This window comes from Leifsonia sp. McL0607 (assembly GCF_049993355.1).
Taxonomy (GTDB): domain Bacteria; phylum Actinomycetota; class Actinomycetes; order Actinomycetales; family Microbacteriaceae; genus Leifsonia.
In genome coordinates this window covers 1,909,138-1,933,137 of the sequence record NZ_CP188253.1, presented here as the reverse complement: position 1 = coordinate 1,933,137, position 24,000 = coordinate 1,909,138, and the positions used below count along the sequence as shown (strand labels likewise).

The window sequence follows — 24,000 nt, the reverse complement described above, 5'->3', positions numbered from 1 at the left end:
GGAGGACGGGCCGCCGGCCGTTGTCGCCAGACGCAGCCCGTCCCACCAGGTGGGACGGCGGACGCGCCCCTCAGTAACGCCGCGGCTGCGCGTTCGAGCAAATGCGAGTTCAGCTCAGGGTGATCTCGTACTCGCGCTTCCACATTCGATCGGTGTATCGGCTCGAACTGCCGTGACCGCAAGCTGAGCCCGTCAGTCGAGATCGTAGGTGAGGTGCGTCGCCGTCGAGGTGACGACGACCTCCCGTTGCGTTAGGGTGCGCCGCGGCTCGTCCACGAACAGCGGGGTGCCTGCGCCGAGGATGACCGGCGAGATGTGAAGCACCAGCGCGTCGACCAGGCCGGCGGCGACCGCCGAGCCGACCAGTGCGCCGCCACCCATGAGCACCACGTCGAGGGCGGAACCCTTCGCCTCCGACTGCGACTCGGCGCCCTCGCGCGCGACCGCGATGGCATCCGAGAGGCCCGTGGTCACGAACGTCCAGTCGAGGCCGGTGAGCCGCACCTCCTCCGGGGCCGCGCTGGTCACGACGACGAACGGCGGCTTTCCGACCTCCGTCGCACCGTAGCCGAGCTCGTCGCTCCAGCCGTCGGGAGCGTCGATCACATCGAAGAGACGCCTGCCCATGACCACCGCGCCCGAGCGGGCGGTTGCCGCCGCGAGGATCCGCTGGTCGCCGGGGTCGTCCGAGAACACCCAGCGGTGGAGGGGCTCTCCGCCGGTTCCCAGGCCGTTACCCGGACCGGCGTCCGGCCCCGTGACGAAGCCGTCGAGCGAGACGGTGATGTCTGCGATGACCTGAGCCACAGGATCAGCTTCTCGCGAGCAGCTCGTCGAGCTTCTCGTAGCCCTCGACCATCCCGTACTCCATGCCCTCGGCGACCATCGCCTCCAGCGCCTCCTTGGAGGGGAAGACGGAGTGACCGACGAGACGGGAGCGGCCGCCCGGGAGCGGCTCGAACCGCAGCAGGTCGAGGCTGACCTCGTTCGGAGCCCCGAGGTATTCGAAGGTCTGGATGATCAGCACGTTCTCGACGACCGTGTGGAAGACGCCGCGGAACGCGTACACGGTGCCGTCTGCGTCCGTCTGCTCGAAGCCGTAGTGTCCGCCCGTGCGGAAGTCCCAGTGAGCGATCGCGTTGTCGAGACTCCGCGGTCCGATCCACCGCACGAACAGCTCAGGGTCGGCGTGGGCGCGGAAGACGGCCTCGACCGGGGCCTCGAACTCGCGGGTGATGTCGGCGTACGAGGTGCCGGGTATGGCATCGATGACGACAGGGTTGCTCATGATTCCTTCTCCTTCATTCGTGTGCTCGGTTCTGCTGTGGCGAGGAGGCCGTCGAGCGCCCGATAGCGCGCCTCGGCCTCCAGCCGGTACCGGTCGATCCACGAGGTGAGTTGCTCCAGGGTCGCGGCGTCGAGGTGGACGGGCCGCCGCTGCGCCTCACGCGTGCGCCACACCAGGCCGGCGCCCTCGAGCACACGGATGTGCTTGGACACCGCTTGCAGCGTGATGTCGAACGGCTCGGCCAGTTCGTTGACCGTCGCGGGACCTCTGCTGAGGCGGGCGACGATCGCGCGTCGCACCGGATCCGAGAGGGCCGCGAAAGCCTTGTCGAGAGGGTCGTCCGCCATTAGTCAACTACCTCATTAATCAATCGAACGGTTGACTAAAGGATATGACGGTGCACTGGAGGCGTCAACCCTCGGATCAGAGGCTTACGGGCGCTCCCGCGACGCCGGGAACCGCTCCGGCATAGTCGCGGATGCGCTCCAGGCCGTCGGTGGTGGCCGACAGGTGGCCGCCCACGACCACGACGCGGCCGCCCGATGCGACCGCCGCGGCGAGGCCGGCCTCCGCATCCTCGAACACGACGCACCGCTCGATCGACACCCCGAGCCGCTCAGCGGCGAGCAGGAAGCACGACGGGTCGGGCTTGCCGCGTTCGACGTCCTCGGCGGCGACGAGCACGCCGGGGACGCCGACGCCCGCGGCGTTCAGCCGGGCGACCGCCAGCTGGCGTGGCGCGCTCGTCACGATCGCGACGGGCGCGCCCTGCGCGGCGAGCGCCGCCAGCAGTCGACGCGCGCCGGGCACCTCCACGATGCCGTCAGTGCGGGTGACCTCCTCGGTGACGAGACCGGCGACGAGCTCGGCGCGCTCCGCCTCCGGGACCTCCGGGAGGAAATGTGCGACCGTGTCGCCCGCCTGCCTCCCGTGCGCATAGGCGAGGACAACGTCCGGGTCGAGTCCGTGGCGCCCGCAGAATTCCGTCCACACCGCCTCGACGACCGCGTGGGAGTCGACGAGCGTGCCGTCCATGTCGAAGAGGTATCCGCCTGCGCTGCTGTCCATCCGACCAGCCTAGGCGGGTCGGATGGCCCTCAGCGGCCGGTGCCGCGCGCGTCCTGCGCCGCGCGGAGGTCGGCGAGCGCACGGTCGGTCTCGCGCGTGATGCGGCCACCGCGTGCGGCGACCGCCGCGGGGAGCCAGTCGCTCAGCACGAAGCGGCGCCCGCGGGGCGGGGCGACCTCGCCGCCATTGATCCTGACCGGGCGGGCCACCCAACCGTGTTCGATACCTTGTGCCCAAGTTCCGTTTGCCATGTCTTCAACGTTACGAACGAAAATATCCCGCCACGAGATGGCGGCAGGTCTATCTTCGTAAAGATCCAGCCAGTACACTGGTTCTCATGTTGAAGAGCGTGGCCGTGCCGATCATCGACGATTTCGCGATGTTCGAGTTCGGGGTGATCTGCGAGGTGTTCGGGCTCGACCGCAGCTACGCGGGCATCCCGTCGTTCGACTTCCGCGTCTGCTCGGCGAACCCCGGCGAGACGATCCGCAACGAGACAGGCGTGCGCATGATCGCCCCGTTCGGCCTGGAAGCGATGGAGGACGCCGACCTCATCGCCGTGCCCGCCGCGACCATCCGCGACGACTACCCAGCGGAGCTGATCGACGGCCTCCGCCGCGCCCACGACCGCGGCGCGATCCTGCTCAGCGTCTGCTCCGGCGCGTTCGTGCTGGGCGCCGCCGGCCTCCTCGACGGCCGTGAGTGCACGACGCACTGGCGCCACGCCGAGGCCCTGCAACGACGGTTCCCGCTGGCGCTGGTGAATCCCGACGTCCTGTTCATCGACGACGGCACGATCATCACCAGCGCCGGCACCTCGGCGGGCATCGACGCGTGCCTGCACCTGGTGCGCCGCGAGCTCGGCAGCGCTGTCGCCAACACCATTGCACGCAACATGGTCGTGCCCCCGCAGCGCGACGGCGGCCAGCGCCAGTACATCGAGAAGCCCGTCTCCGATTGCGAGGACGACACCTTCAGCGAGCTGCTCGACCACCTCACCGACACGCTCGACAAGAGCCACACGGTCTCCGGGCTCGCCGCACGCGCACACATGTCGACGCGCAGTTTCTCGCGCCGCTTCGTCGCCGAGACCGGGGTGCCTCCCATGCAATGGCTGACCACGCAGCGCGTGCTGCACGCGCGGCTGCTGCTCGAGACGACCGACCTCCCGGTCGACGAGGTCGCCAGGCGCAGCGGATTCGGCAGCGCGACGCTGCTGCGCCACCACTTCGACGCCGAGGTGGGGGTGCCGCCCACGCGGTACCGCGCGGCGTTCGCACAGCGCTGAGCCTCCGCACTCGGCACCCTCGCCATCCCGAACGGAAGGACACGCATGGCCACGCAGATCCAGTACCGCCGCCTCGGAGGCCCGGAGGTGCTCGAGGTCGTCTCGGTGCCCGACCCGGTGCCGCCGGACGACGGCGTGGTGGTCGCTGTGCGCGCTGCGGGAGTGAACCCGATCGACGGCAAGCTCCGCAGCGGCACCCGGCCGAGCCCTCCGATCACGCAGCCGCGGGTGCCGGGCAGCGACGCCGCAGGGGTCGTGCTGTCCGTCGGCTCGCGCGTGACCGGCTGGGCTCCCGGCGACGAGGTGGTGGTGCGGGATGCGCGCGGTGCGTACACGACTCATCTGGTCGCCCCGGCCTCCCACCTCGTGCGCAAGCCCGCTGCTGTGAGCTGGGAGGAGGCGGCGGCGATCGGCGTCCCGGCGAGCACTGCCCATCAGACGCTCGTGTCGTTGGGCGTCGGCCCCGGCACCACCCTGCTGATCCACGGCGGCTCCGGCAGCGTCGGACGGGCCGCCATCCAGCTGGCCCGGCGGATGGGCGCGACCGTGGTGGCGACAGCGTCGCCCGCCAACCACGACCGGCTGCGCGAGCTCGGAGCGATTCCCGTCGCTTACGGCCCCGGCCTGCTGGAGCGCCTGCGCGACGCCGCCCCGAAGGGCTACGACCGCATCCTCGACGCGATCGGCACCGACGAAGCGCTCGAGGCGTCGTTCGCGCTGGTCGAGGACCGATCCCGCATCGGCACGATCGTTGTGGGGCCGCGCGCGGCCGGGCTGGGCATCCGCGCCTGGGGTGGCGGGAACCCGGTGCCGTTGACCGCGGACGAGCTCCGCCTGCGCGCCGAGGCCTATCCACTCGTGCTCGACCTCGTCGCCGAGGGAGCGTTCCAGGTCGACATCGCCCGCAGCCTCCCCCTCGAGGAGGCCGCGGAGGCCGCCCGACTGGTCGAGGGAGGCCATCCCGGCGGCAAGGTCGTGCTGACGGCCTAGTAGTACTTGGCGGGCTCGAGGTCGTCCCCACGGAAGTGCTTCAGCAGCCTCCAGTTGCGCCGCGCGAGCCGGGCGCACACGACCACGGCGACGACGCCGCAGACGATGATCCCCCAAGCCCGCGGGTTCTCACCCTCGGTCGGGATGAGGAAGAGGAGCGCCGTCGTCGCCAGCAGGGCGAGCAGCCCGAACACCACCCCGGTTGCGATGCCGCGCCACGCCCGGGCGCGCTCCACTCGGTCACCCATGCAGCGCAAGCTACTCCGCGCGGACGCTGAACACCAGACGAGCGTGGGCGGTCGGAACGGTGGACAGGCTGCTCAACCGAACTCGCGGGACCGCGCGTCCGTCTCCTCGTAGATCCTCCCCCAGCCCAGCTCGAAGCCGACCTCGTCGATCCGGCCGACGGCCCGTGCCCGTTCGAGGGCGAGCAGAGCAGCAAGGCACATCTCCACCCCCTCCGCGTCGCCGTAGGTCTCGCTCGTCTCGCCGTAGCGGACCGTCGAGCACCGCAGTTCCCGGCAGACGTGCTGGACGCCGCGCGTGACGACGGCGCCGACGACGAACCCGGCCGCGTAGACGCCGACCATCGCGGCGAGTGCGACCACCGACGATGCCGGCGCCGCGACGAGGGAGACCAGCAGCGCCATCAGCCCACCGCATGTCGGCCAGCGCCGGCGGAAGACGAGCGCCCGGCGCTCGCCTGCGCTGGTCCCTGGCGGGTAGACGACGAGTCGTCGCGCATGCACGCCGGTGCGCGCAGCATAGAGCGTCGAGGTCTCCTCGAAGCAGCCCCAGGGGTGGGCTCCCTCCAAGAGGCGCGCGGCCCTACTGCGCACGGCAGCCCGGTCGATCGTCGTCACGCCTACTGGTCTACGCCGATGCTGGAGGACCGGAGCGGATCCTCACGGAATCCATGCGCGAAGCATCGGAAAACCGATGCCACGCCGACAGCCCGCCTGCCTCAATTCCGGAACGCAGAGGTGCCGAACCGCTCTTGCCAGTCGGCGTACGTGTGATCGTGCCCGAGCGGGCACTGGCAGCGGATGAGGATGGGCTGCCCGGTCACCACACTGGTGGCGCGCTCGACGTGCGAATCGGTCGTCGTCGTACCGGATTGCGCCTGGCGGGTCTTCTTCGACATGATCTTCTCCTCGTGGTGTCGCGAAGGGAGTCGTCGGATCTGCAGCGCATTCAGCCGTTGTAGCCGCGGCACCCGCCGCAGCTGTCGCAGACCAGGACGAACGTCGGCCCTCCGGCCAACGTCGTCACGATCGCCGGGCGCGCGTCATGCGCTCCGCAGCGTGGACAGACGCCGCGCTGGATCGGCGTGCGGGTCTCGAGTGTGCTCATCGTCGCCGTCCCTTCTCTCTCTGCTGAGGGACACGGCACGAGCGGATGCGTAACGCCCGTTCCGGGTGCTGCCCAGTATCCAGTGGTCCGCGGGTGACGTGACGGAACTGCGCGGCGGGAAAGCCCGGATTTCACCCGGGCTGTCGTCTCGGAAGGGCTCGGCCGTCAGCGTTCGACGCACTCGCTCGCACCCGCGTCGCCGTGGGCTCGATGGCCGACGGGACACCCTCCAGCCAGCAGCAGATCGCCGCGATGTCGACGACCACCACCCGGCATCATGCCGGAGGGGTGACGCCGCGCCAGGGACGGCAACCGCGGAGGGTGACGCGCGGGTGATACGTATTTCTGCCGAACACGTAGTCGAACACGTAGTCCTACGCCTCCCTGAAATACCGGCATTCGCGAGGCTAATTCCGTGAGCAGAGGCGGGTGTCTGTCAGTCCTCTACTCGGACCTCGATCCCGAATGCGAGTGCGGGCGGCCCGGCACCGGCCCCCACGTCCTCCGAGGAACATCATGCTCAGCATCATCCCCAGCATCGCTCGGCTAGACCAACTCCCCGACGAGGAGCTGATCCGGCTCACCCGTGAGGGCGACGACCGGGCCTTCGGTGAGATCTGGCGACGCCACGCCGCCGTCGGCGCGTCGATCGCTCGCCGAATCACCTCCCGCATCGACTCGGCCGACCTGGTCTCCGAGGCCTTCGCCCGGACGCTCCAGGCAGTGCGGAACGGTGCGGGCCCGAAGACAGCCGTGCGCAGCTACCTCGCCACCACGATCCGTTCGGTCGCCGCGTCGTGGGGCCGCAACCTCCGCCCCACCATCGACCTGGACGACGCACCGGAGGTCGGGTTCACGGATGACCGCTTCGACGCCCTCGACGAGAGCGACCGTCACGAGGCGGCCGTCGCGGCGTTCAAGACCCTCCCCGAGCGCTGGCAGCGCGCGCTCTGGTACTCCGAGGTGGAGGGGCGCTCGAACGCGGAGATCGGCGAGCTCCTGCACATCAAGACGACCGCCGCGGCGATGCTCGCCTCCCGGGCGCGTGCCGGCCTTCGCAAGGCCTGGTATGCCAGCGAAGCCGCCTGAGCGCAAGCGGTCGACCTCATCCGCGGATCCGCGAACCTGGAACCGTCACCCGTCTCTTCCGGCGCGCGAAGTCGGCTCATTCCCGGCGCGGGGGCACCGCAGCCCTGGCGGATGACCGGCGCCTCCTGCCACGATGTCGCCATGGCCATCACCTTCCTGCAACCCCTCGGACTCGTCCGCAGCCCCGCCTTCAGCCATGTCGCCGTCGTGCCGGCCGACGCGACGACCGTCTACCTCGGCGGTCAGAACGGCGTCGACGAGACCGGGACGCTCGTCTCGCCCGAGGTGAGCGCACAGGCCGCGCGCGCGCTCGACAATGCGGAGGTCGCGCTGGCGGCGGCCGGGGCCTCCCTCGACGACGTGGTGCAGTGGTTCGTCGCCATCGACGACGCGGCCGATCTCGGCGCCGCGTACGGAGCCATCGCTCCGCGGCTGGCGAGGGAAGGCGCTCCTCCGCTGGTCACAGCCTCGCGCGTCGCGGGCTTGGGAGTGCCGGGAGCACTCATCGAGATCAGCGCGATCGCGGCCGTCACAGCCTGAATCCGCCGTCCCGGCTCGTCCCGGGCGTCCGAAGCCCCCACCCACGTGGACGGGGCGGGGGCATTCAGTCGGTCGCCTCAGTGCTTGAAGGCGTCCTTCACTTTCTCGCCGGCGTTCTTGAGGTCGGCCTTGACCTGGTCGCCCTTGCCTTCGGCCTCGAGGCGCTCGTCCCCGGTCGCCTTGCCGGCGCCTTCCTTGGCCTTGCCGCCGGCGTTCTCAGCGGCGTTCTCGATCTTGTCGTCGAGTCCCATCGTTCTCCCCTTTCGTCTGCGTAGACCCGAGGCTCCCACCCTCCGGGGAGGTCGTCCAGGCTGCACGCGGGCACCCAAAAATCAATCCCCTCACAACACCGGGGTGCTGCGAGTTCTCCACCGGAATGTCCAGCCCCTTCCTGGCGCGGCCGGCGCGCGAAAGAATCCACGGTGTGAGCAACGACGTACCGACAAGCACCTACCGCCTCCAGATCACACCCGCGTTCACGCTGCGGGATGCCGCGCAGACGCTCGACTACCTCCAGCGGCTCGGCGCCGGCGCCGTCTACCTCTCGCCGCTGCTGCAGGCCGCTTCGGGGTCGGCGCACGGGTACGACGTCGTCGACCCGACACGGGTCGACGAGTCGCGCGGCGGGCCGGAGGCCCTCCGCGAGTTCGCGGACGCTGCTCACGCACGCGGGCTCGCCGTCGTCGTCGACATCGTGCCCAACCATCTGGGCGTCGCCGTGCCGCACGAGAACCCGTGGTGGTGGGACGTGCTGAAGCTCGGCCGCGACTCCGCGTACGCGGAGTTCTTCGACATCGACTGGGAGTTCGGCGACGGCCGGCTGCGTATCCCGGTGCTCGGCGACGGCACGGACGAACTCTCGGAGCTGCGCGTCGAAGGAGTCGAACTGCGGTACTACGAGCACCGCTTTCCGCTGGCTCCCGGCACGGAGATGGGCACAGCGCCGACGGTGCACGACCGGCAGCACTACGAGCTGGTCTCGTGGCGGCGCGCCGACGCCGAGCTGAACTACCGGCGGTTCTTCGCGGTGAACACCCTCGCCGGAGTGCGTGTCGAACTACCGCGGGTTTTCGACGCGACGCACGCCGAGATCGGCCGCTGGCTGCGCGAGGGGCTCGTCGACGGCTTGCGTGTCGACCACCCCGACGGGCTGCGCGACCCGGGCGACTACCTCCAGCGGCTCGCGCAGCTGGCCGACGGGCGCCCGGTCTGGGTCGAGAAGATCCTGGAGGGCGACGAGAAGATCCCGCACTGGCCGACCGCGGGCACCACCGGGTACGACGCCCTCGGCATCGTAGACCGGGTCTTCGTCGACCCTGCCGGCGAGGAGCCGCTCACCGCGCTCGCGGAGGAGCACGACGGGCGCGAAGAGAGCCGTGACTGGGCCGGGCTCGTGCACCGGCGCAAGCGGGCCATCGCCGACGGCATCCTCCGCTCGGAGGTGCTGCGAGTCGCGCGGGAGACCGGAGCGGCAGCCTCCGGTGACGCGGTTCCGGCCGACGACGAGGTCGCCGACGCCGTTGCCGAACTCGCCGCGGCGTTCCCCGTGTATCGGAGCTACCTCCCCTTCGGCGAAGACCATGTGACCGCGGCACACGCCGCCGCGGTCGCGGCACGTCCCGACCTCACGGAGACGCTGGGGCTTCTGGTCGAGGGGTTCGCCCCCGACGACGACGGGCGGCTGTCCGCGGCGTCCGCACTCTTCCAGCAGACGAGCGGCGCGGTCATGGCCAAGGGCGTGGAGGACAACGCCTTCTACCGATACACGCGGCTGACCTCCCTCACCGAGGTGGGCGGGGATCCGTCGGAGTTCGCCCTCGCTGTCGCCGACTTCCACCGTCTCCAGGAGCAGCGCCTCGCCGACCTCCCGCGGTCGCTCACCGCGCTGAGCACCCACGACACCAAGCGCAGCGAGGACACACGTGCACGGATCGCGGTGCTGGCGGAGGTCCCCGAACGCTGGGCGCGGTTCCTCGGCGCAGTGCGCGAACGGGTCGGGCTCGGCGACGGCACGCTCGAGAACCTGCTCTGGCAGTCGATCGTCGGGGCGTGGCCGACGTCGCGTGCACGGCTGCACGCCTACGCGCTCAAGGCCGCACGCGAGGCCGGAGCCAGCACCGACTGGACCGACCCCGACGTAGTGTTCGAGGGTGCCCTCGCCGATCTGGTCGACGCCGTCTTCGATGACGCGCGGGTCGCCGCCGAGGTGGAGGCGATCGCCGCGGTCGTGGAGTCGCCCGGGGCGAGCAACGGCCTCGGAGCCAAACTGCTTCAGCTGCTGACGCCGGGCGTTCCCGATGTGTACCAGGGCTCCGAGCGCTGGGAACGCTCGCTCGTCGACCCGGACAATCGCCGTCCGGTCGAGTTCGACGCGGCGGCCGGACTGCTCGCGCACCTCGACGAAGGGCGCCTACCCGCCATCGACTCGTCCGGCGCAGCGAAGCTCTTGGTGACCTCGCGCGCGCTGCGCCTGCGGCGCGACCGCCCCGAGCTGTTCACCGGCTACCGACCGCTGCTGGCGAGCGGATCTCGATCGGACCACCTGGTGGCCTTCGACCGGGGAGGGGCGATCGCGCTCGCGACTCGGCTCCCGGTCGGGCTGGAACGAGCGGGAGGCTGGGGCGACACAGTGGTAGACGTCGGGACTCGGCGGCTCCGCGACGAGCTGACCGGACGGACGTTCAGCGGCCGGGTCCTCCTGGCGGGGGTCTTCGACCGCTATCCGGTCGCCCTGTTGGCGGTGGCGCGATGACGGCCTTGGAGATCGCTGCGGCGCGTACGTCTCCAGCGCGTACCTTTCCCGCGCGCACGTTTCCGGTGTGGGCGCCGGACGCCGAGTCGGCGTCGGTCGACGTCGCAGGCCTGGGGCGGCATCCGATGCAGCGCGACGACGGCTGGTGGCGTCTTGCGCACGCCCTCAAGGCCGGCGCGGACGCCCTCGACTACGGCTTCGTCGTCGACGGCGCAGGTCCGTACCCCGACCCGCGCTCACGGCGTCAGCCCGGCGGAGTGCACGCGCTGAGCCGCGAATGGAGCCCCTCCGGCTACGAGTGGGGCGACGAGGCGTGGCGCTCCGACTCACTCGCCGGCCGGGTGATCTACGAGCTCCACGTCGGCACGTTCACGCCGGAGGGGACACTCGATGCCGCCACGGACCGGCTCGACCATCTCGTCGACCTCGGAGTCGACGCGGTCGAGTTGCTCCCGGTCAATGCGTTCAACGGCACCCACGGCTGGGGCTACGACGGCGTACTCTGGTTCGCCGTGCACGAGCCGTACGGCGGCCCGGACGCCTACCAGCGGTTCGTGGACGCGTGTCACGCGCGCGGCGTGGCCGTGATCCAGGACGTCGTCTACAACCACCTCGGACCAAGCGGCAACTACCTCCCGACGTACGGCGCCTACCTGAGCGACGGACGCAACACCTGGGGGGCGTCCGTCAATCTCGACGGGCCGCGGTCGGACGAGGTGCGTCGACTCATCCTCGACAATGCAGCGTTCTGGCTCGACGACATGCACGTCGACGGGCTGCGGCTCGACGCCGTGCACGCGTTGCGCGACAGCAGTGCCGAGCACATCCTGGAGGCCCTGGCACGGCAGGCGGCCGCGATCCGGGAGCGCACCGGGCGCGCAGCGACCCTCATCGCCGAGAGCGATCTCAACGACCCGCGGCTGATCCGCGAGCGCCGCAGGCACGGCTACGGCCTCGACGCCCAGTGGAACGACGACCTGCACCACGCCGTGCACGTCAACCTCACCGGCGAGACCAGCGGCTACTACGCCGACTTCGAGGGGCCGGAGTCCCTCGTGAAAGTCTTCGAGCGCGGTCTCTTCCACGACGGCACCTACTCGAGCTTCCGCGAGCGCCACCACGGCCGGCCACTCGACGCGGAGATCCCGTTCACTCGGCTGGTCGCGTTCAGCCAGGATCACGATCAGATCGGCAACCGGGCGATCGGCGACCGCCTCACCGCGACCCTCCGCGACGGCTCGCTGGCGGTCGCAGCCGCGCTCATCCTCCTCGGCCCGTTCACACCGATGCTCTTCATGGGCGAGGAATGGGGTGCGACCACGCCCTGGCCGTTCTTCAGCTCCCACCCGGAGCCCGAGTTCGCGGAGGCCGCCCGCACCGGCCGCATCGCCGAGTTCGCACGCATGGCCTGGGACCCGACTGTGGTCCCCGACCCGCAGGACCCGGCCACGTTCGAGAGCGCCCGGCTGCGCTGGGCAGAACTCGACGAGCCCGGCCACGCCCGGCTGCTCTCCTGGTATCGCCGCTTGATCCAGTTGCGCAGGGAGGTGCCGGCCGACGCCCGCGCGACCGCGGTGTCGTGCAGCGCTGGAGTGTTCCGCTTCACGCGCGGTGGGCTCCGGGTCGAGGCTGCGCTGAGCGGTCAGGGGCTGGCGTCGGCGGGGGCGGCCGACTCCAGGGCGCAGGCGGATGCCGGGGCTGTGGCGAGTCCCGGGGACGTCGTCGTCGCCGTGTTCGGCGATGCGGTACGCGTCACCCGATGACCGGCCCGCTCACACCGCATCGGCCAGCCACAGGATGGCCCCGGCGCCGAGCCCCGCCAGTACGCAGAGCGCGGCTGCCGCCTTCTGGATGCGCGGGAACATCACCGCAACGGCGGCGAACTCCCGCAGCGTCGCCGAGGGGACGAAGTAGCGCGCGGTCTTCGCGCCGGTAGCCGCGGCGGGCAGCCCCACACGGCGTGCGAGCATCGCGGCGCGCAGCACGTGATAGCCGCTGGTCACGATCAGAACCCGCGAGCCTGGTCGGTGCGCTTCGGCTATCTCCCGCGAGAGCAGGAGGTTCTGCTCGGTGTTCACTGCCTCCGTCTCGGCGAGCACACGGTCCGCCGGCACGCCCGCGTCACGCAGGTACTCGGCCATCGCCTCGCCCTCAGAGCGCGGCTCGTCGCTCCCGCGACCGCCCGTCGGGATCAGCACGCAGTCGTCCCCTGTCGAGCGCCGGGCGGAGAAGAGCGCGGACCCGCGGTCGAGCCTCGCGCCGAGCAGCGGCGGCACGCGACCGTCGATGAGGCCGGCGCCGAGCACGACGATCGCGTCGTAGTCGCCGACGCGAGCGTGTCGGTAGACCAGCCCGTAAACCAGGAAGAGGACGAAGAAGGCGGCGACGTAGGTCGATCCGAGCGCAACGATGACGATCACGGCGGCGAGGGCGGCACGCAGGACGATCGGGTAGTCATGCGTCGAGACCATCGCCGTCAGCGCGAGATAGGTCAACACCGGCACCGCGAGGAGTGCGACTCCAGCGATGAGCGAGAGTCCGTTCGCGAGGCTCCTGCTCTCCCTGCGCAGCATCCGCAGGCCATTGGCGATCAGGTAGGCCGCCAGCACCAGGATCAGGAGCGGGAGCAGCGTCAGCGGGATCGTGAAGACGATGGCGGCCGGGAGCATCCCCTCCAACCCGACCAGCAGCGACTCGATCGCGAAGTACCCGCCGATGGCGGCGATGACCCCGATGCTGAGCCGCCGGTTGTCCGTCCGCCACATGCGCACGGCGACGACGATGAAGGCAAGGGCGGCTGTCACGGTGAAGAGCAGAGACATCAGTTCACCATAACGCAGCGTCGAATAGCGTTCCTCCTTTCATCTGTCAACCGCTTCCCGGAGCCGCTCCCGCGCCGGTAACCTGTCGGTCTATCGATCGGAGGCACCGTGCCCCAGCTCTGCCCCCAGTCCCGCTGTCGCCGGCTTCCTTCGTGGGGCCGCAGGTGAGCGGCGACGGATCGCTCCCGTATCCGCTCGGTCTCACCCTCGTCGAGGGCGGTGCCAACGTCGCGGTCTACAGCGAGAACGCCGACGCGGTCTTCGTCTCGCACTTCGACGCACGCGGACGCGAGTCGCGCACGGAGCTTCGTGAGCGCACCGGCCACGTCTTCCATGGTTTCGTCGCCGGGCTCGTCCCCGGCACCCGCTACGGCCTCCGCGTCGCCGGCCCATGGGACCCGGCGAACGGCCTCCGGTTCGCTGCGGCCAAGGTGTTGTTGCCTCCGCACGCGCGCGCCGTCACCGGGTCGTGGGACAACTCGCAGGCCGTTTTCGGCCACCAGCTCGCGCGGCCGCGACGACGCAGCGACACCAACGGAGCGCGACATGTCGCCCTCGGCATCGCCGTCGACCGCCAGGAGTTCGACTGGGGCGACCACGCGCGGCCGCGCATCCCGTTGAGCGAGACCGTCATCTACGAGACGCACGTCAAGGGCTTCACCAAGCTCATGGAGTGGGTTCCGGAAGAGTTCCGCGGCACCTACGCCGGACTGGCCCACCCCGCCGCCGTCGAGTACCTCAAGAACCTCGGCGTCACCGCCGTCGAGCTGCTGCCCGTGCACCAGTTCGTGCAAGACGCGCACCTGGCGGAGAAGGGCCTTCGCAACTACTGGGGCTACAACTCGATCGGGTTCTTCGCCCCGCACAACGAGTACGCGGCGACAGGCGACACCGGTCACCAGGTCGACGAGTTCAAGGGGATGGTGAAGGCCCTGCACGCCGCCGGCCTGGAGGTCATCCTCGACGTCGTCTACAACCACACGGCGGAAGGCAACGACCTGGGCCCGACCTACAGCTTCAAGGGGATCGACAACCCCTCCTACTACCGGCTCGTCGACGGCGATCGCGCCCACTACTTCGACACGACGGGTACGGGAAACAGCGTCAACGTCAGCCACCCGGCCGCCCTGCAGCTGATCATGGACTCGCTGCGGTACTGGGTCGACGACTACCACATCGACGGTTTCCGCTTCGACCTCGCCACCACGCTCACCCGCCAGGGCGGTGACGCGAGCCTCCACAGCGCGTTCCTCACCCTCATCCAGCAGGACCCGACACTCGCCGAGGTCAAGCTGATAGCCGAGCCCTGGGACGTCGCGGGATACCAGCTGGGCGGCTTCCCCGCCGACTGGTCGGAGTGGAACGGCACGTTCCGCGACGACGTGCGCGACTACTGGCGGGGCACTCCCGGTGTGCTCGCCACCCTCTCGCAGCGCGTCCTCGGCAGTCCCGACATCTACGAGGACTCGCGCCGCGCTCCGCTCTCGAGCGTCAACTTCGTCACCGCCCACGACGGTTTCACCCTCGCCGACCTGACCAGCTACACCGAGAAGCACAACGAGGCGAACGGCGAGGACAACCGCGACGGCGAATCCGACAACCGCTCCGACAACTACGGCGTGGAGGGTCCGACCGACGACGAGGGGATCCTCGCGTTCCGCACCCGTCAGCGCAAGAACTTCCTGGCCACCGTCCTGCTGTCGGCCGGCGTGCCGATGATCCTCGGCGGTGACGAGATCGGCCGCACGCAGCAGGGCAACAACAACGCCTACTGCCAGGACAACGAGATCTCCTGGTACGACTGGCATAACGCCGACTGGGAGCTGCACGAGTTCACGTCGAAACTCATCCGCCTGCGCCGGGCCGAGCCGGCACTGCGGCCCGAGTGGTACCGCCACGCTCCGGACGTCGGCGGCCCCGACACGGTTCTGATCGTGCGCGCGGACGGGGAACCGTTCGCCGACGCCGACTGGGCCGACCTGGAGGCGCGCTCGATCGCGTTCGTCCTCATGCACGAGGGCGCCGACGCGTTCCTCCTGCTGCTGAACGCCGCCAGGAACGGCGTCGAGTTCGTCCTCCCCGAACCATCGGGAGCGGACTGGGAGCTCGAGCTGACCAGCGACCCCCACCTCGCCCTGAACGACGGCGAGAGCGTGATCGTCGGCGAGACCGCCTTCGCCCTGCTCCGATCGGCGGTGACGTCGTGAGCGAGCCCGCGATCCCTGCGCTGCTGGGCCGGTACCGCCCGCAGACCCTCATCGGCCGTGGCGGGGAGGCGAGCATCTTCAAGGCGACGGACGAGATCCTCGACAGGGAGGTCGCCATCAAGCTCTACCGCTCGGGCGGTGAGGAGGAGATGGCGCAATACCGCACGGAGCAGACCGCCCTCGCCCGGCTGAGCCATCACGGCATCGTGTCGCTCATCGACGCGGGGATCGACTACTCCGTGCCGAAGGACCCGCGGCCGTTCCTGGTCATGGAGCTGGTCTCGGGCAGCGACCTCGCCACGACCCTCGGCCAGCGCGCCCTGACCACGGAGGAGATCGCCAGATCGCCTACGACCTGGCCGAAGCGCTGGAGTACGTGCACGCGAACGGCGTCGTGCACCGCGACATCAAGCCGTCGAATGTGATGCTGGTGAGGTACGGCACGACGACGTTCCGCGCCCGCGCGCGCCTGACCGACTTCGGGATCGCCGGCGGAATCCTGGCCTCCCAGCACACCGAGGCGGAGGGGAAGACGACCACGGGGACGGCCGCCTACCTGAGCCCGGAGCAGGCGTCGCTGAAGACGGCCGCATCCGCGAGCGATGTCTACTCGCTCGGCCTGGTGCTGCTGGAATGCTTGACGCACGAGGTCGCCTTCCCGGGCGGCGCGGTCGAATCGGCGCTCGCCCGTCTGACGCTCGACCCGCCCGTCCCGGACGACCTCCCCGGCGAATGGACGACGCTGCTGCGCGCGATGACAGCGCGTGACCCCTCCCTTCGGCCGGCCGCAGCGCAGCTCACCGCCGCGTTCCGTGAGGCGGTCATGGCCGCGGCCACCGCGGCCACCGCGGCCACAACCGAGACGTGAGGAGTCGCGGAAATCCCTCGCCGGATTCCCGCGATTACTCACGTCTCGGCGGCGAGCGAGGCCGCTATGCGGGAGGGGACAGTCTCGTCCTGGAGGGAGGTGGTGTCGCCCAGGGGCCGGCCGTCGAACAGGTCGACGAGCAGCCGGCGCATGATCTTGCCCGAGCGGGTCTTCGGGAGGTCGTCGACGACCACGATGTGGCGCGGCTTGGCGATCGCGCCGATTGCCCGCGCGACCTGGTCGCGAAGCTCGGCCGCCTCCGGCCCGCGACCCGTCCCGCGAGCCGCCTCGACGCCAGCGGGGATGACGAACGCGGCGACGGCCTGGCCGGTCTTCGCGTCGCCCACGCCGACGACGGCGGCCTCCGCCACCGAGGGATGAGCGACCAACGCCGACTCGATCTCGATCGTCGAGAGGCGGTGGCCCGACACGTTGATGACGTCGTCGAGCCTCCCCAGCAGCCAGAGGTAACCGTCGTCGTCGACGGCGGCGCCGTCGCCCGCGAGGAAGTAGCCGCGGTCGGCGAACTGCCGCCAGTACGAGTCGCGGTAGCGCTCCGGGTCGCCCCAGACCGTGCGCGACATCGCGGGCCAGGTGCCGTCGATGACGATGGAGCCGCCCGACCCGCGCGGGACGTCCTCCCCGTGCTCGTCGACGACGCGCACCGTCACGCCCGGCACGGCCAGCGTCGCCGAGCCCGGCTTCAACGCGGTCACGCCGGGAAGCGGCGCGACGATGGCGGCACCTGACTCCGACTGCCACCAGGTGTCGACCACCGGAGCGCGGCCGGCGCCGAGCTGGTCGCGGAACCACACCCACACCTCCGGGTTGATGGCCTCCCCCACGGTGCCGAGCAGCCGGATGCTGGAGAGGTCCCAGTCGCCGGCGGCGGCCAGCCCCTCGGGGAACCAGCTCATGAACGTGCGGATGAGCGTCGGGGCCGTGTAATACGTGGTCACGCCGTAGCGCTCGATGATCTCGAAGTGCCGGCCGGTGGAGGGCGTGTTCGGGGTGCCCTCATAGATCACGGAGGTCGTGCCGTTGGAGAGCGGTCCGTACAGCACGTAGGTGTGCGCGGTCACCCAGGCGAGGTCGGCGGTGCACCAGTAGACGTCGTCCGGCTTGGCGTCGAAAAGCGCCCAGTGGCTCCAGGAGGCCTGCGTGAGGTAGCCGCCTGTCGTGTGGACGACGCCCTTCGGCCTCCCTGTCGTGCCGGACGTGTAGATGATGAACAGCGGGGTCTCGGCGTCGAAGAACTCCGGCTCGTGAGTGCTCGGCGCGGTGTCGACGGTGTCGTGCCACCAGACGTCGCGGCCCGGCGTCCACGGGACGTCGGGCGTGAGCTCGCCGGTGCGGCGCACCACGAGCACGTGCTCGATCGCGTTGTCGCCCGCGACGGCGGCGTCGGCCTGCGCCTTCACCGGCACGGCCGCGCCGCGCCGGAACTGGCCGTCGGAGGTCACCAGGAGCTTCGCCCCGGTGTCCTCCACCCGGAAGCGCAGCGCCTCCGCCGAGAACCCGCCGAACACGAGCGAGTGGATGGCCCCCACGCGCGCGATCGCAAGCGTGATGACGACCGTCTCGGGGATGACGGGGAGGTAGACGACGACGCGGTCGCCCTTCCCGATCCCCAGGGCGGTGAGCGCGTTCGCCGCGCGGGCCACCCGGCGCTGCAGGTCGGCGTAGGTGACGGTCTCCCGGTCGCCCGGCTCGCCCTCGAAGTGCAGGGCGACCCGGTCGCCGTCGCCGGCGGCGACGTGACGGTCGACGCAGTTGACCGCGGCGTTCAGGCGGCCGCCGGCGAACCACTCGGCGCGCGGGATGCTGAGCTCGCCATCCTCCGTCGGCGTCGCGGGCTCCCAGGTGTGCGCGGTGCGCCAGGGCTCCGCCCAGTCGAGGCGGGCCGCCTGCCGCTCCCAGAACGCGACGGGGTCGGTGGCCTGGTCGAACACCTCCGGTCCGACGTTCGCCTGGGCGGCGAACTCCGGGCTCGGCTCGTACAGGCGGGTCTCGCGGCCCAGGTTCTCGATCGCACTGCTCACCTCGCCACGCTACGGGACCCGCGCGCCGCGCCCGTCACCTCCCGTAACCCCTCGTAACCCTGCCGCCGACCCGTCGCTCCCACCCGGCCCGTAACCCCGGAGATCGCGTGATCCCGGCTGCGGATCTCCGTTCGAACGGACTCCAGGTCGGCGTGTCCGCTCGACCTTCCGGAGTTGCTGCAACTCCGGAGAATTGCCCGACACGCCGCGCGGAGGTCCGCCGGAGAATCGGCTCGTGCGGCACCGTATCTCCGAATGAACGGTCACGAGACGCCTGCGGCGAGCAGGATGGCGCGGCCACCCGGCCCAGGGCAGGATGAGGGGCATGGACCCGGTCGCAGCGCTCAACGAGATCGCCTTCTGGCTCGAGCGCGAGCTCGCGCCCTCCTTCAAAGTGCAGGCGTTCCGCAAGGCCGCCGCAATCATCGCCCCGCTGGGCTCGGACGATGTCGCCGCCCGCGTCGCCGACGGCAGACTCAAGCGCACCAAAGGAATCGGCGACCGCACCTTCCAGGTGATCTCGCAGGCCGCCGCCGGCGACGTGCCCGACTACCTCGCCGACCTGCGCGAGCGCAATACCGAGCCGCTGGATGCCGGGGGCGCTGAGCTGCGCTCGCTGCTGCGCGGCGACCTCCACAGCCACACCGAGTGGTCGGACGGCACGACCCCGATCGAGGTGATGGCGGCGGCCGCGGCCACGCTGGGCCGCGAGTACCAGGCGATCACCGATCACTCGCCCACTCTGACGGTCGCGAGCGGGCTGAGCGCCGAGCGGCTGGAGGAGCAGCTCGAGGCCATCACCGGCCTCGACAGCGGCAGCGTGACCCTCCTCACCGGGATCGAGGTCGACATCCTCGAAGACGGTACCCTCGACCAGACGCCCGAGCTGCTCACCCGACTCGACGTCGTCGTCGCGAGCGTCCACTCCAAGCTGCGCGCCGACAGCCGCACGATGACCGCGCGGATGCTCGGCGGCATCCACGCGCCGCACACGAACGTGCTCGGCCATTGCACGGGGAGGCTGGTGCAGGGCGCGCGCGGAACCCGGCCACCGAGCGAGTTCGACGCCGACGCCGTGTTCGCGGCGTGCGCTCAGAACAGCGTCGCGGTCGAGATCAATTCGCGGCCCGAGCGGCAGGATCCTCCGGACGAACTCATCCAGCGCGCGTTGGACGCGGGCTGCCTGTTCTCGATCGACACCGACGCGCACGCGCCGGGCCAGCTGGACTTCCTGGCCTACGGCGCAGCTCGCGCGGCTGCCAACGGTGTGCCCGCAGAGCGGATCGTGACGACGTGGCCGCTGCCGAAGCTCCGGGACTGGCTCGCGAAGGGCTGACTCGGCGACCCTCGATTTTCGGCACCCGAACAACGATGCCGAGGGGCACGTAAACGCCCTTACGCCGCGATTTTAGGGGCGTTAACGTGCCCCTCGGCGGCCTTCGGGAGTCAATTGCCCCAGGCGGAGGCCGGGGCCTGGACGATCTGGACGGGGGCGGTGCTCCAGTGAGCGCCGTTCGCATAGTGGCTGCTCGCCCACGGGGAGGCCCAGATCGCCTCGGCCGTCGCGTCGGCGCTGGTGCCGGCGTTCAGGCCCGCGACGATCCCCGGGTAACCGCGCTGCAGGTTCTCGGCGCAGTACTTGGCGGCAGTCACGAGATCGGGGTAGCTCCCGAGGCCGGAGCCGCCGCCGGAGCCGTAGCCGTTGTTGAGAGGATTGTTACGGTTCCACCAGTCCGGCGGACCGTTCTCCTGCCGCATCCAGCGCAGCAGCACCGTCACATTGGCGTCCGTCGTCTGCCAGCCGCCGAACATGAGCACGAGCTGGGCCCACGACTTGTTCGTGCCGATGCGGGCGAGGCCTTGGATGCTGTCCGTCGCTCCGAGCGTGTCCCTGTCGACCACCGGCGCGCCGATCGTGGCGTCCACGAGGATGCCCTGATCGGGTGGCGACCCCGGCGCGAGCTCGGCCTCCGGGAGGCGGAATGCCGTGGCGGCGAGCGCGGCGTCCGTCGGCACGATCGAGAACCCGCACACGAGCGCGATCACCGCGAGGGCGACGCCCATCCGGTGGCGCAGCGGAAGCCGCAGCACCGGCTTCGGCCGCGGCGGCGCGACGGCACGACGACCCGCCGAGCGGCGGCCGCGAGTGCGAAGGGGGAGGGACGCGGACGGCATACCCGACAGAGAGTACCAGTGCCCAGCTCGAAGAGAACCTGGAGAATCCCGCTCGGGAGGCGGCAACACACGGCGACCCAGCTCGAAGAGAACCTGCAGAATCCCACCGAAAGGGAGCCCTGACAATCCGCCCGAGGGCCGGCAGGCTCGTCACGCAGCGGGTGAAGCCTCGGCGGCGGGGGCGGCTGCACGCTCCACGGACCGGCGCGCGGTCATCACGATCACGCAGACGACGATCGCCGCGAACAGCACCAGGCTGACCGGTCCGGTCCCGAGATCCAGGCCGCCGCGCGCGTGCGACACGGCGAGCCAGTCGGAGATCGACGCCCCGAACGGGCGGGTCAGAACATATGAGGTCCAGAAGGCGGCGGTCGCCCCTATCCCCCACCACCGGTACGCGATGCCAGGCATCGCGAACAGCACGCCGAAGAGGATGCCGGAGGCCAGGTAGCCGAGCCCGAACGTCATCGCCGTGAGGTCGCCGACGGCGGTGCCGAGGGCGAAGGTGGCGAGCACAGCGCACCAGTAGAAGAACTCGCGGGCGCGCGTGTCGATGTGGTGCACCGACAGGGTGCGCTGCGCGCGGTACCAGACGACGAACACCGCGGCGAGGACGATCGCGAATAACACGGTCGACACGAGATACGGCACACCGAGCACGATGTGGAGGACGTCCGCGACCATCGTGCCGAACACCGCGACCATCAGCACGGTCAGCCAGTAGACCCACGGGATGTACCTCCGCACCGCGAACTGCAGCGCGAGAGCTCCCGCGAAGACCACGAACGCGGCGATCACGGCGATCACCGGGTCGTAGTTCTTCACCAGATAGTCGGAGGTCGTCTCCCCCATCGCCGTGGTGAGGAGCTTCGTGACCCAGAACAGCGCGGTGACCGCTGGAACCTTGTTGCGGAGCATCCCGCCAGCATCGCCCGCCGCCTCCCAGAATCCTCTGAGAGGGCGGCATCCTCTGAGAGGGCGGCGGCGGTCTGGCCATCCTGAGCGGCACCTGGCCATCCTTAGCGGCATCTGGGGAAGCGCAGCGCAGGGTGGGAGGTCAACGTAAGGACAGCCATGACCGCCACCCAGAATCGCCAGCCTACCCCGCATCGCCCGCGGAGCACCCCCAACGCGACGGCGCGCGCGATCGTCCTCCCCCTCTGCGTCATCCTCCTTGTGGTGCTGGCCGGCCTCGCGATTGCGGCGTCGCCGGCTGTCACCGCGGGCGACCTCGCCGTCATCCAGGCGATCGAGGCCACGCGCACCCCGTTCGTCGACATGGTCGCGCTTGCCGACTCCGTCGTGTTCTCGCCGATCGCGGCGCTCGTCATCGTCGGGCTCGTCTCGGCCGTCGCGTGGCTCGGCCTGCGCAGGCCGGGCGCTGCGATCGCGTTCGCCGCCCTGGCGCTGATCCCGTGGCTGGGCAGCACGCTCGTCAAGGACGTCGTCCGTCGCTCGCGCCCGCTTCCGGCCGACCTCCCGCATCACGTGCTCACCGACACCGGCTTCAGCTTCCCGAGCGGGCACACCAGCTTCGCCGTCGCGCTCGGGCTCGCGCTGCTGATCGTGTTCGGCCGCGGCCGGCTGCGGCGGCCGTTGCTGGCGTTCGCAATCGTCGTTCCCCTGCTGACCGCGTTCTCGCGCGTGTACCTGGGCGTGCACAACCCGAGCGACGTGCTCGCCTCGCTGGTCTACGCCACCGCTGCCGTGCTGCTCGTGCTCGCGCTGCTGCGGCGGTTCGCGCCGACGCCGGTCGCCTCGGCCGTCGCGGTGAGGGTCTCGTCTGCGCGACGACCTGGCGGGAGTTAGGGTGAGCGATATGGAGGCCCGCCCGCGCGTACTGCTGGTCGAGGACGACCCGCGCCTCGGCCCGCTCATCGAGCAGGTGCTCTCGGAGACCTACGACGTGACGCTCGTCGCCGACGGCGAGAGCGGGCTTCGGGAGGGCCTCGACGGCCGCTACGACGCGCTGGTCGTCGACCGCCGCCTCCCCGGCATCGATGGGGCGGCGCTGGTCGGCAAGCTGCGCGACGGGCGAGTCGTCGCGCCCATCATCATGCTGACCGCGCTCGGCTCCGTGCGGGACCGGGTCGAGGGGCTCGACGCCGGCGCCAACGACTACCTCGTCAAGCCGTTCGAGTTCGACGAGCTGCTGGCACGACTGCGGGCGCTGACCCGCACCTTCACCGGGGAGGGGAGGGAGCTTCCGGTCGGCGAGTGGAGGTTCTACCCCGAGAGCCGCAGCATCTACTCGCCCTACGAGGGCCGCATCCAGCTGACCGCACGAGAGTCCGACCTGCTGCGCCTGCTCGCCGAGAGCCCGCTGCGCACCTTCTCGCGCACGCACATCCTGGAGGCCGTGTTCGAGGCGGACGAGCAGCCGGGCACGGTCGACACCTACGTGCATTACCTGCGCCGCAAGACCGACCCCGAACTCATCGCGACGGTGCGGGGCGAGGGCTACCGGCTGGGACAGCTGTGAGCCGGAACCGCGACGTCGACTCCTTGGAGGTGCGCCGCGCCTCCCGCACGGTCGGACTGCAGCTGACCATCGCCTCCGGAGCGCTCGTCGTGGCCGCGATCGGCGTCGCCTTCTTCTTCGTGCTCGACCAGTTGCAGCCCGCGGAGCTGCAGGAGGCGCCCCGCCCCGGCGAGCACAAGATCTACATCGACACCGTCGACGCGATGCTGGCGTTCATCATCGTCGGCGTGCTGGCCGTCGTCGTCGCCGGCGTCCTGTCTGTGATCGTGACGCGCCGGGCGGTGCGACCGCTCGGGGAGGCGCTGCGCCGCCAGCGGGATTTCGTCGCGGACGCCAGCCACGAGCTCCGCACCCCGCTCGCCGTTCTGGACGCGCGGCTGCAGGTGCTGCAGCGCGGCCTCCCGCCCGGCGACCCCTCCGCGGCCACCGTCGCTGAGCTGCGCGACGACACCCGCACCCTCATCGACGTCGTGAACGACCTGCTGCTCGCCGCCGACCCCGAGCGCGAGCGGGCCGCGGCCTCCGAGGGGCCGGTCGCCTTCACCGGCCCGGTGCGACGCGCGGTCGAGTCGCTGCAGGTGCTGGCGCAGGAGGCCGGAGTGGAGGTCCGGCTTGTGGAGCGCGACGATGTCGCGAGCGACGTGCCCGCCACCACATTGCAACGGTGCGCGACGGCCCTGCTCGACAACGCGGTCTCGCACTCCCCCTCGGGCGGGATCGTGACCGCGACGATTCGGCGCGACGGCCGCGCGGCCTCCCTGACCGTCGCCGACCAGGGGCCCGGCATCCAGGGCATCGACCCCGCGCGGATCTTCGACCGGTTCGCCCGCGCCGAGCCCGCGGCCGCCGGCCGCTCGCGCTCGGGCTTCGGCATCGGCCTGGCGCTCGTGCGCGAGGTCGCCGTGCGGCACGGCGGCGAGGTGAGCGTCGCCTCCACCGGCCCCACCGGCACTGCCCTCGAGCTCCGCCTCCCGGCCCGCTGAACCGCCCGCTGACCCGCGACAGCGAACCGCCGAGTGGGCGGATTCTCTGCCCA

At 70.7% G+C, this 24,000-nt stretch carries 25 protein-coding genes and 1 pseudogene; 12 read left to right on the top strand and 14 right to left on the bottom strand.

Annotated features, from left to right (window positions below):
• Positions 1-192: 192 nt before the first annotated feature.
• From ACPPVW_RS09355 to ACPPVW_RS09335, 5 genes are all read right to left on the bottom strand, one after another.
• On the bottom strand, positions 193-807 hold the full coding sequence (locus ACPPVW_RS09355) for a dihydrofolate reductase family protein (RefSeq protein WP_426626208.1): 615 nt from the start codon (positions 805-807) through the stop codon (positions 193-195).
• Positions 808-811: 4 nt separating this feature from the next.
• Positions 812-1,288 (bottom strand): SRPBCC family protein, encoded by a 477-nt coding sequence (locus tag ACPPVW_RS09350; RefSeq protein WP_426626207.1) that lies wholly within the window; start codon positions 1,286-1,288, stop codon positions 812-814.
• A complete protein-coding gene (locus tag ACPPVW_RS09345; RefSeq protein ID WP_426626206.1) occupies positions 1,285-1,635 on the bottom strand; it encodes an ArsR/SmtB family transcription factor in 351 nt (116 codons plus the stop codon). Before ACPPVW_RS09345 ends, ACPPVW_RS09350 begins: the two co-directional genes overlap by 4 nt.
• Positions 1,636-1,711: 76 nt before the next feature.
• Entirely contained in the window at positions 1,712-2,356 is a 645-nt protein-coding gene (locus ACPPVW_RS09340; protein WP_426626205.1) for an HAD-IA family hydrolase, read from the bottom strand.
• Between the two features lie 29 nt (positions 2,357-2,385).
• Positions 2,386-2,607: a hypothetical protein gene (locus ACPPVW_RS09335; RefSeq protein ID WP_426626204.1), complete on the bottom strand. Its 222-nt coding sequence runs from the start codon at positions 2,605-2,607 to the stop codon at positions 2,386-2,388.
• Positions 2,608-2,693: 86 nt separating this feature from the next.
• On the opposite strand from ACPPVW_RS09335, the gene ACPPVW_RS09330 reads away from it, so the two are divergent.
• The gene (locus ACPPVW_RS09330) at positions 2,694-3,644 is read left to right on the top strand and encodes a helix-turn-helix domain-containing protein (protein ID WP_426626203.1); all 951 of its coding nucleotides are present in this window, start codon (positions 2,694-2,696) and stop codon (positions 3,642-3,644) included.
• Positions 3,645-3,689: 45 nt separating this feature from the next.
• The gene (locus ACPPVW_RS09325; RefSeq protein WP_426626202.1) at positions 3,690-4,634 is read left to right on the top strand and encodes an NADP-dependent oxidoreductase; all 945 of its coding nucleotides are present in this window, start codon (positions 3,690-3,692) and stop codon (positions 4,632-4,634) included.
• Here the strand turns inward: ACPPVW_RS09325 and ACPPVW_RS09320 are convergent.
• The 4 genes from ACPPVW_RS09320 to ACPPVW_RS09305 form a co-directional block, all read right to left on the bottom strand.
• Complete coding sequence (locus tag ACPPVW_RS09320) at positions 4,631-4,882, bottom strand: hypothetical protein (RefSeq protein ID WP_426626201.1); 252 nt, start codon at positions 4,880-4,882, stop codon at positions 4,631-4,633. The two genes, ACPPVW_RS09325 and ACPPVW_RS09320, sit on opposite strands and share 4 nt — an antisense overlap.
• 72 nt (positions 4,883-4,954) lie before the next feature.
• Positions 4,955-5,497 carry a DUF6611 family protein gene (locus ACPPVW_RS09315; protein WP_426626200.1) on the bottom strand — a complete coding sequence of 181 codons (543 nt, stop codon included), beginning with the start codon at positions 5,495-5,497 and terminating at the stop codon, positions 4,955-4,957.
• 101 nt (positions 5,498-5,598) lie between these two features.
• Positions 5,599-5,778, bottom strand: coding sequence for a hypothetical protein (locus ACPPVW_RS09310; protein ID WP_426626199.1), 180 nt, complete (start codon positions 5,776-5,778; stop codon positions 5,599-5,601).
• 50 nt (positions 5,779-5,828) lie between these two features.
• Positions 5,829-5,987: a hypothetical protein gene (locus ACPPVW_RS09305; protein WP_426626198.1), complete on the bottom strand. Its 159-nt coding sequence runs from the start codon at positions 5,985-5,987 to the stop codon at positions 5,829-5,831.
• 516 nt (positions 5,988-6,503) lie between these two features.
• Here ACPPVW_RS09305 and ACPPVW_RS09300 point away from each other — a divergent pair.
• Together ACPPVW_RS09300 and ACPPVW_RS09295 are read left to right on the top strand one after the other, a co-directional pair.
• Positions 6,504-7,076 carry an RNA polymerase sigma factor gene (locus ACPPVW_RS09300; RefSeq protein ID WP_426626197.1) on the top strand — a complete coding sequence of 191 codons (573 nt, stop codon included), beginning with the start codon at positions 6,504-6,506 and terminating at the stop codon, positions 7,074-7,076.
• A gap of 141 nt (positions 7,077-7,217) precedes the next feature.
• Positions 7,218-7,616 (top strand): RidA family protein, encoded by a 399-nt coding sequence (locus tag ACPPVW_RS09295; protein ID WP_426626196.1) that lies wholly within the window; start codon positions 7,218-7,220, stop codon positions 7,614-7,616.
• 77 nt (positions 7,617-7,693) lie between these two features.
• Here ACPPVW_RS09295 and ACPPVW_RS09290 read toward each other — a convergent pair whose 3' ends face one another.
• Positions 7,694-7,867: a CsbD family protein gene (locus ACPPVW_RS09290; protein ID WP_426626195.1), complete on the bottom strand. Its 174-nt coding sequence runs from the start codon at positions 7,865-7,867 to the stop codon at positions 7,694-7,696.
• 173 nt (positions 7,868-8,040) lie between these two features.
• On the opposite strand from ACPPVW_RS09290, the gene treY reads away from it, so the two are divergent.
• Both treY and treZ read left to right on the top strand, forming a co-directional pair.
• Positions 8,041-10,368, top strand: a complete 2,328-nt coding sequence (gene treY / locus ACPPVW_RS09285; RefSeq protein WP_426626194.1) for a malto-oligosyltrehalose synthase — start codon at positions 8,041-8,043, stop codon at positions 10,366-10,368.
• A complete protein-coding gene (gene treZ / locus ACPPVW_RS09280; protein ID WP_426626193.1) occupies positions 10,365-12,131 on the top strand; it encodes a malto-oligosyltrehalose trehalohydrolase in 1,767 nt (588 codons plus the stop codon). The genes treY and treZ overlap by 4 nt, the downstream gene beginning before the upstream one ends.
• A gap of 9 nt (positions 12,132-12,140) precedes the next feature.
• On the opposite strand, the gene ACPPVW_RS09275 is transcribed toward treZ, so the two are convergent.
• Positions 12,141-13,190, bottom strand: coding sequence for a YdcF family protein (locus tag ACPPVW_RS09275; RefSeq protein ID WP_426626192.1), 1,050 nt, complete (start codon positions 13,188-13,190; stop codon positions 12,141-12,143).
• Positions 13,191-13,354: 164 nt separating this feature from the next.
• Here ACPPVW_RS09275 and glgX point away from each other — a divergent pair, with 164 nt between their 5' ends.
• On the top strand, positions 13,355-15,397 hold the full coding sequence (gene glgX / locus ACPPVW_RS09270) for a glycogen debranching protein GlgX (RefSeq protein WP_426626191.1): 2,043 nt from the start codon (positions 13,355-13,357) through the stop codon (positions 15,395-15,397).
• Positions 15,394-16,265 (top strand): annotated as a pseudogene (locus ACPPVW_RS09265) (serine/threonine-protein kinase). Before glgX ends, ACPPVW_RS09265 begins: the two are co-directional and overlap by 4 nt.
• A gap of 38 nt (positions 16,266-16,303) precedes the next feature.
• On the opposite strand, the gene acs reads toward ACPPVW_RS09265, so the two are convergent.
• The gene (gene acs, locus ACPPVW_RS09260; RefSeq protein WP_426626190.1) at positions 16,304-18,307 is read right to left on the bottom strand and encodes an acetate--CoA ligase; all 2,004 of its coding nucleotides are present in this window, start codon (positions 18,305-18,307) and stop codon (positions 16,304-16,306) included.
• A gap of 325 nt (positions 18,308-18,632) precedes the next feature.
• On the opposite strand from acs, the gene ACPPVW_RS09255 reads away from it, so the two are divergent.
• On the top strand, positions 18,633-19,643 hold the full coding sequence (locus ACPPVW_RS09255) for a PHP domain-containing protein (protein ID WP_426626189.1): 1,011 nt from the start codon (positions 18,633-18,635) through the stop codon (positions 19,641-19,643).
• Between the two features lie 110 nt (positions 19,644-19,753).
• On the opposite strand, the gene ACPPVW_RS09250 is transcribed toward ACPPVW_RS09255, so the two are convergent.
• Together ACPPVW_RS09250 and ACPPVW_RS09245 are read right to left on the bottom strand one after the other, a co-directional pair.
• A complete protein-coding gene (locus ACPPVW_RS09250) occupies positions 19,754-20,482 on the bottom strand; it encodes a hypothetical protein (RefSeq protein WP_426626188.1) in 729 nt (242 codons plus the stop codon).
• A 150-nt stretch (positions 20,483-20,632) separates the two neighbouring features.
• Positions 20,633-21,400 (bottom strand): hypothetical protein, encoded by a 768-nt coding sequence (locus ACPPVW_RS09245; protein ID WP_426626187.1) that lies wholly within the window; start codon positions 21,398-21,400, stop codon positions 20,633-20,635.
• A gap of 156 nt (positions 21,401-21,556) precedes the next feature.
• Between ACPPVW_RS09245 and ACPPVW_RS09240 the strand changes: the two genes are divergently transcribed.
• The 3 genes from ACPPVW_RS09240 to ACPPVW_RS09230 are packed head-to-tail and all read left to right on the top strand — an operon-like array spanning position 21,557 to position 23,947.
• Positions 21,557-22,291 carry a phosphatase PAP2 family protein gene (locus ACPPVW_RS09240; RefSeq protein WP_426626186.1) on the top strand — a complete coding sequence of 245 codons (735 nt, stop codon included), beginning with the start codon at positions 21,557-21,559 and terminating at the stop codon, positions 22,289-22,291.
• A gap of 10 nt (positions 22,292-22,301) precedes the next feature.
• Positions 22,302-22,964, top strand: coding sequence for a response regulator transcription factor (locus ACPPVW_RS09235; RefSeq protein ID WP_426626278.1), 663 nt, complete (start codon positions 22,302-22,304; stop codon positions 22,962-22,964).
• Positions 22,961-23,947, top strand: coding sequence for a sensor histidine kinase (locus ACPPVW_RS09230; protein WP_426626185.1), 987 nt, complete (start codon positions 22,961-22,963; stop codon positions 23,945-23,947). Before ACPPVW_RS09235 ends, ACPPVW_RS09230 begins: the two co-directional genes overlap by 4 nt.
• Positions 23,948-24,000 lie beyond the last annotated feature (53 nt).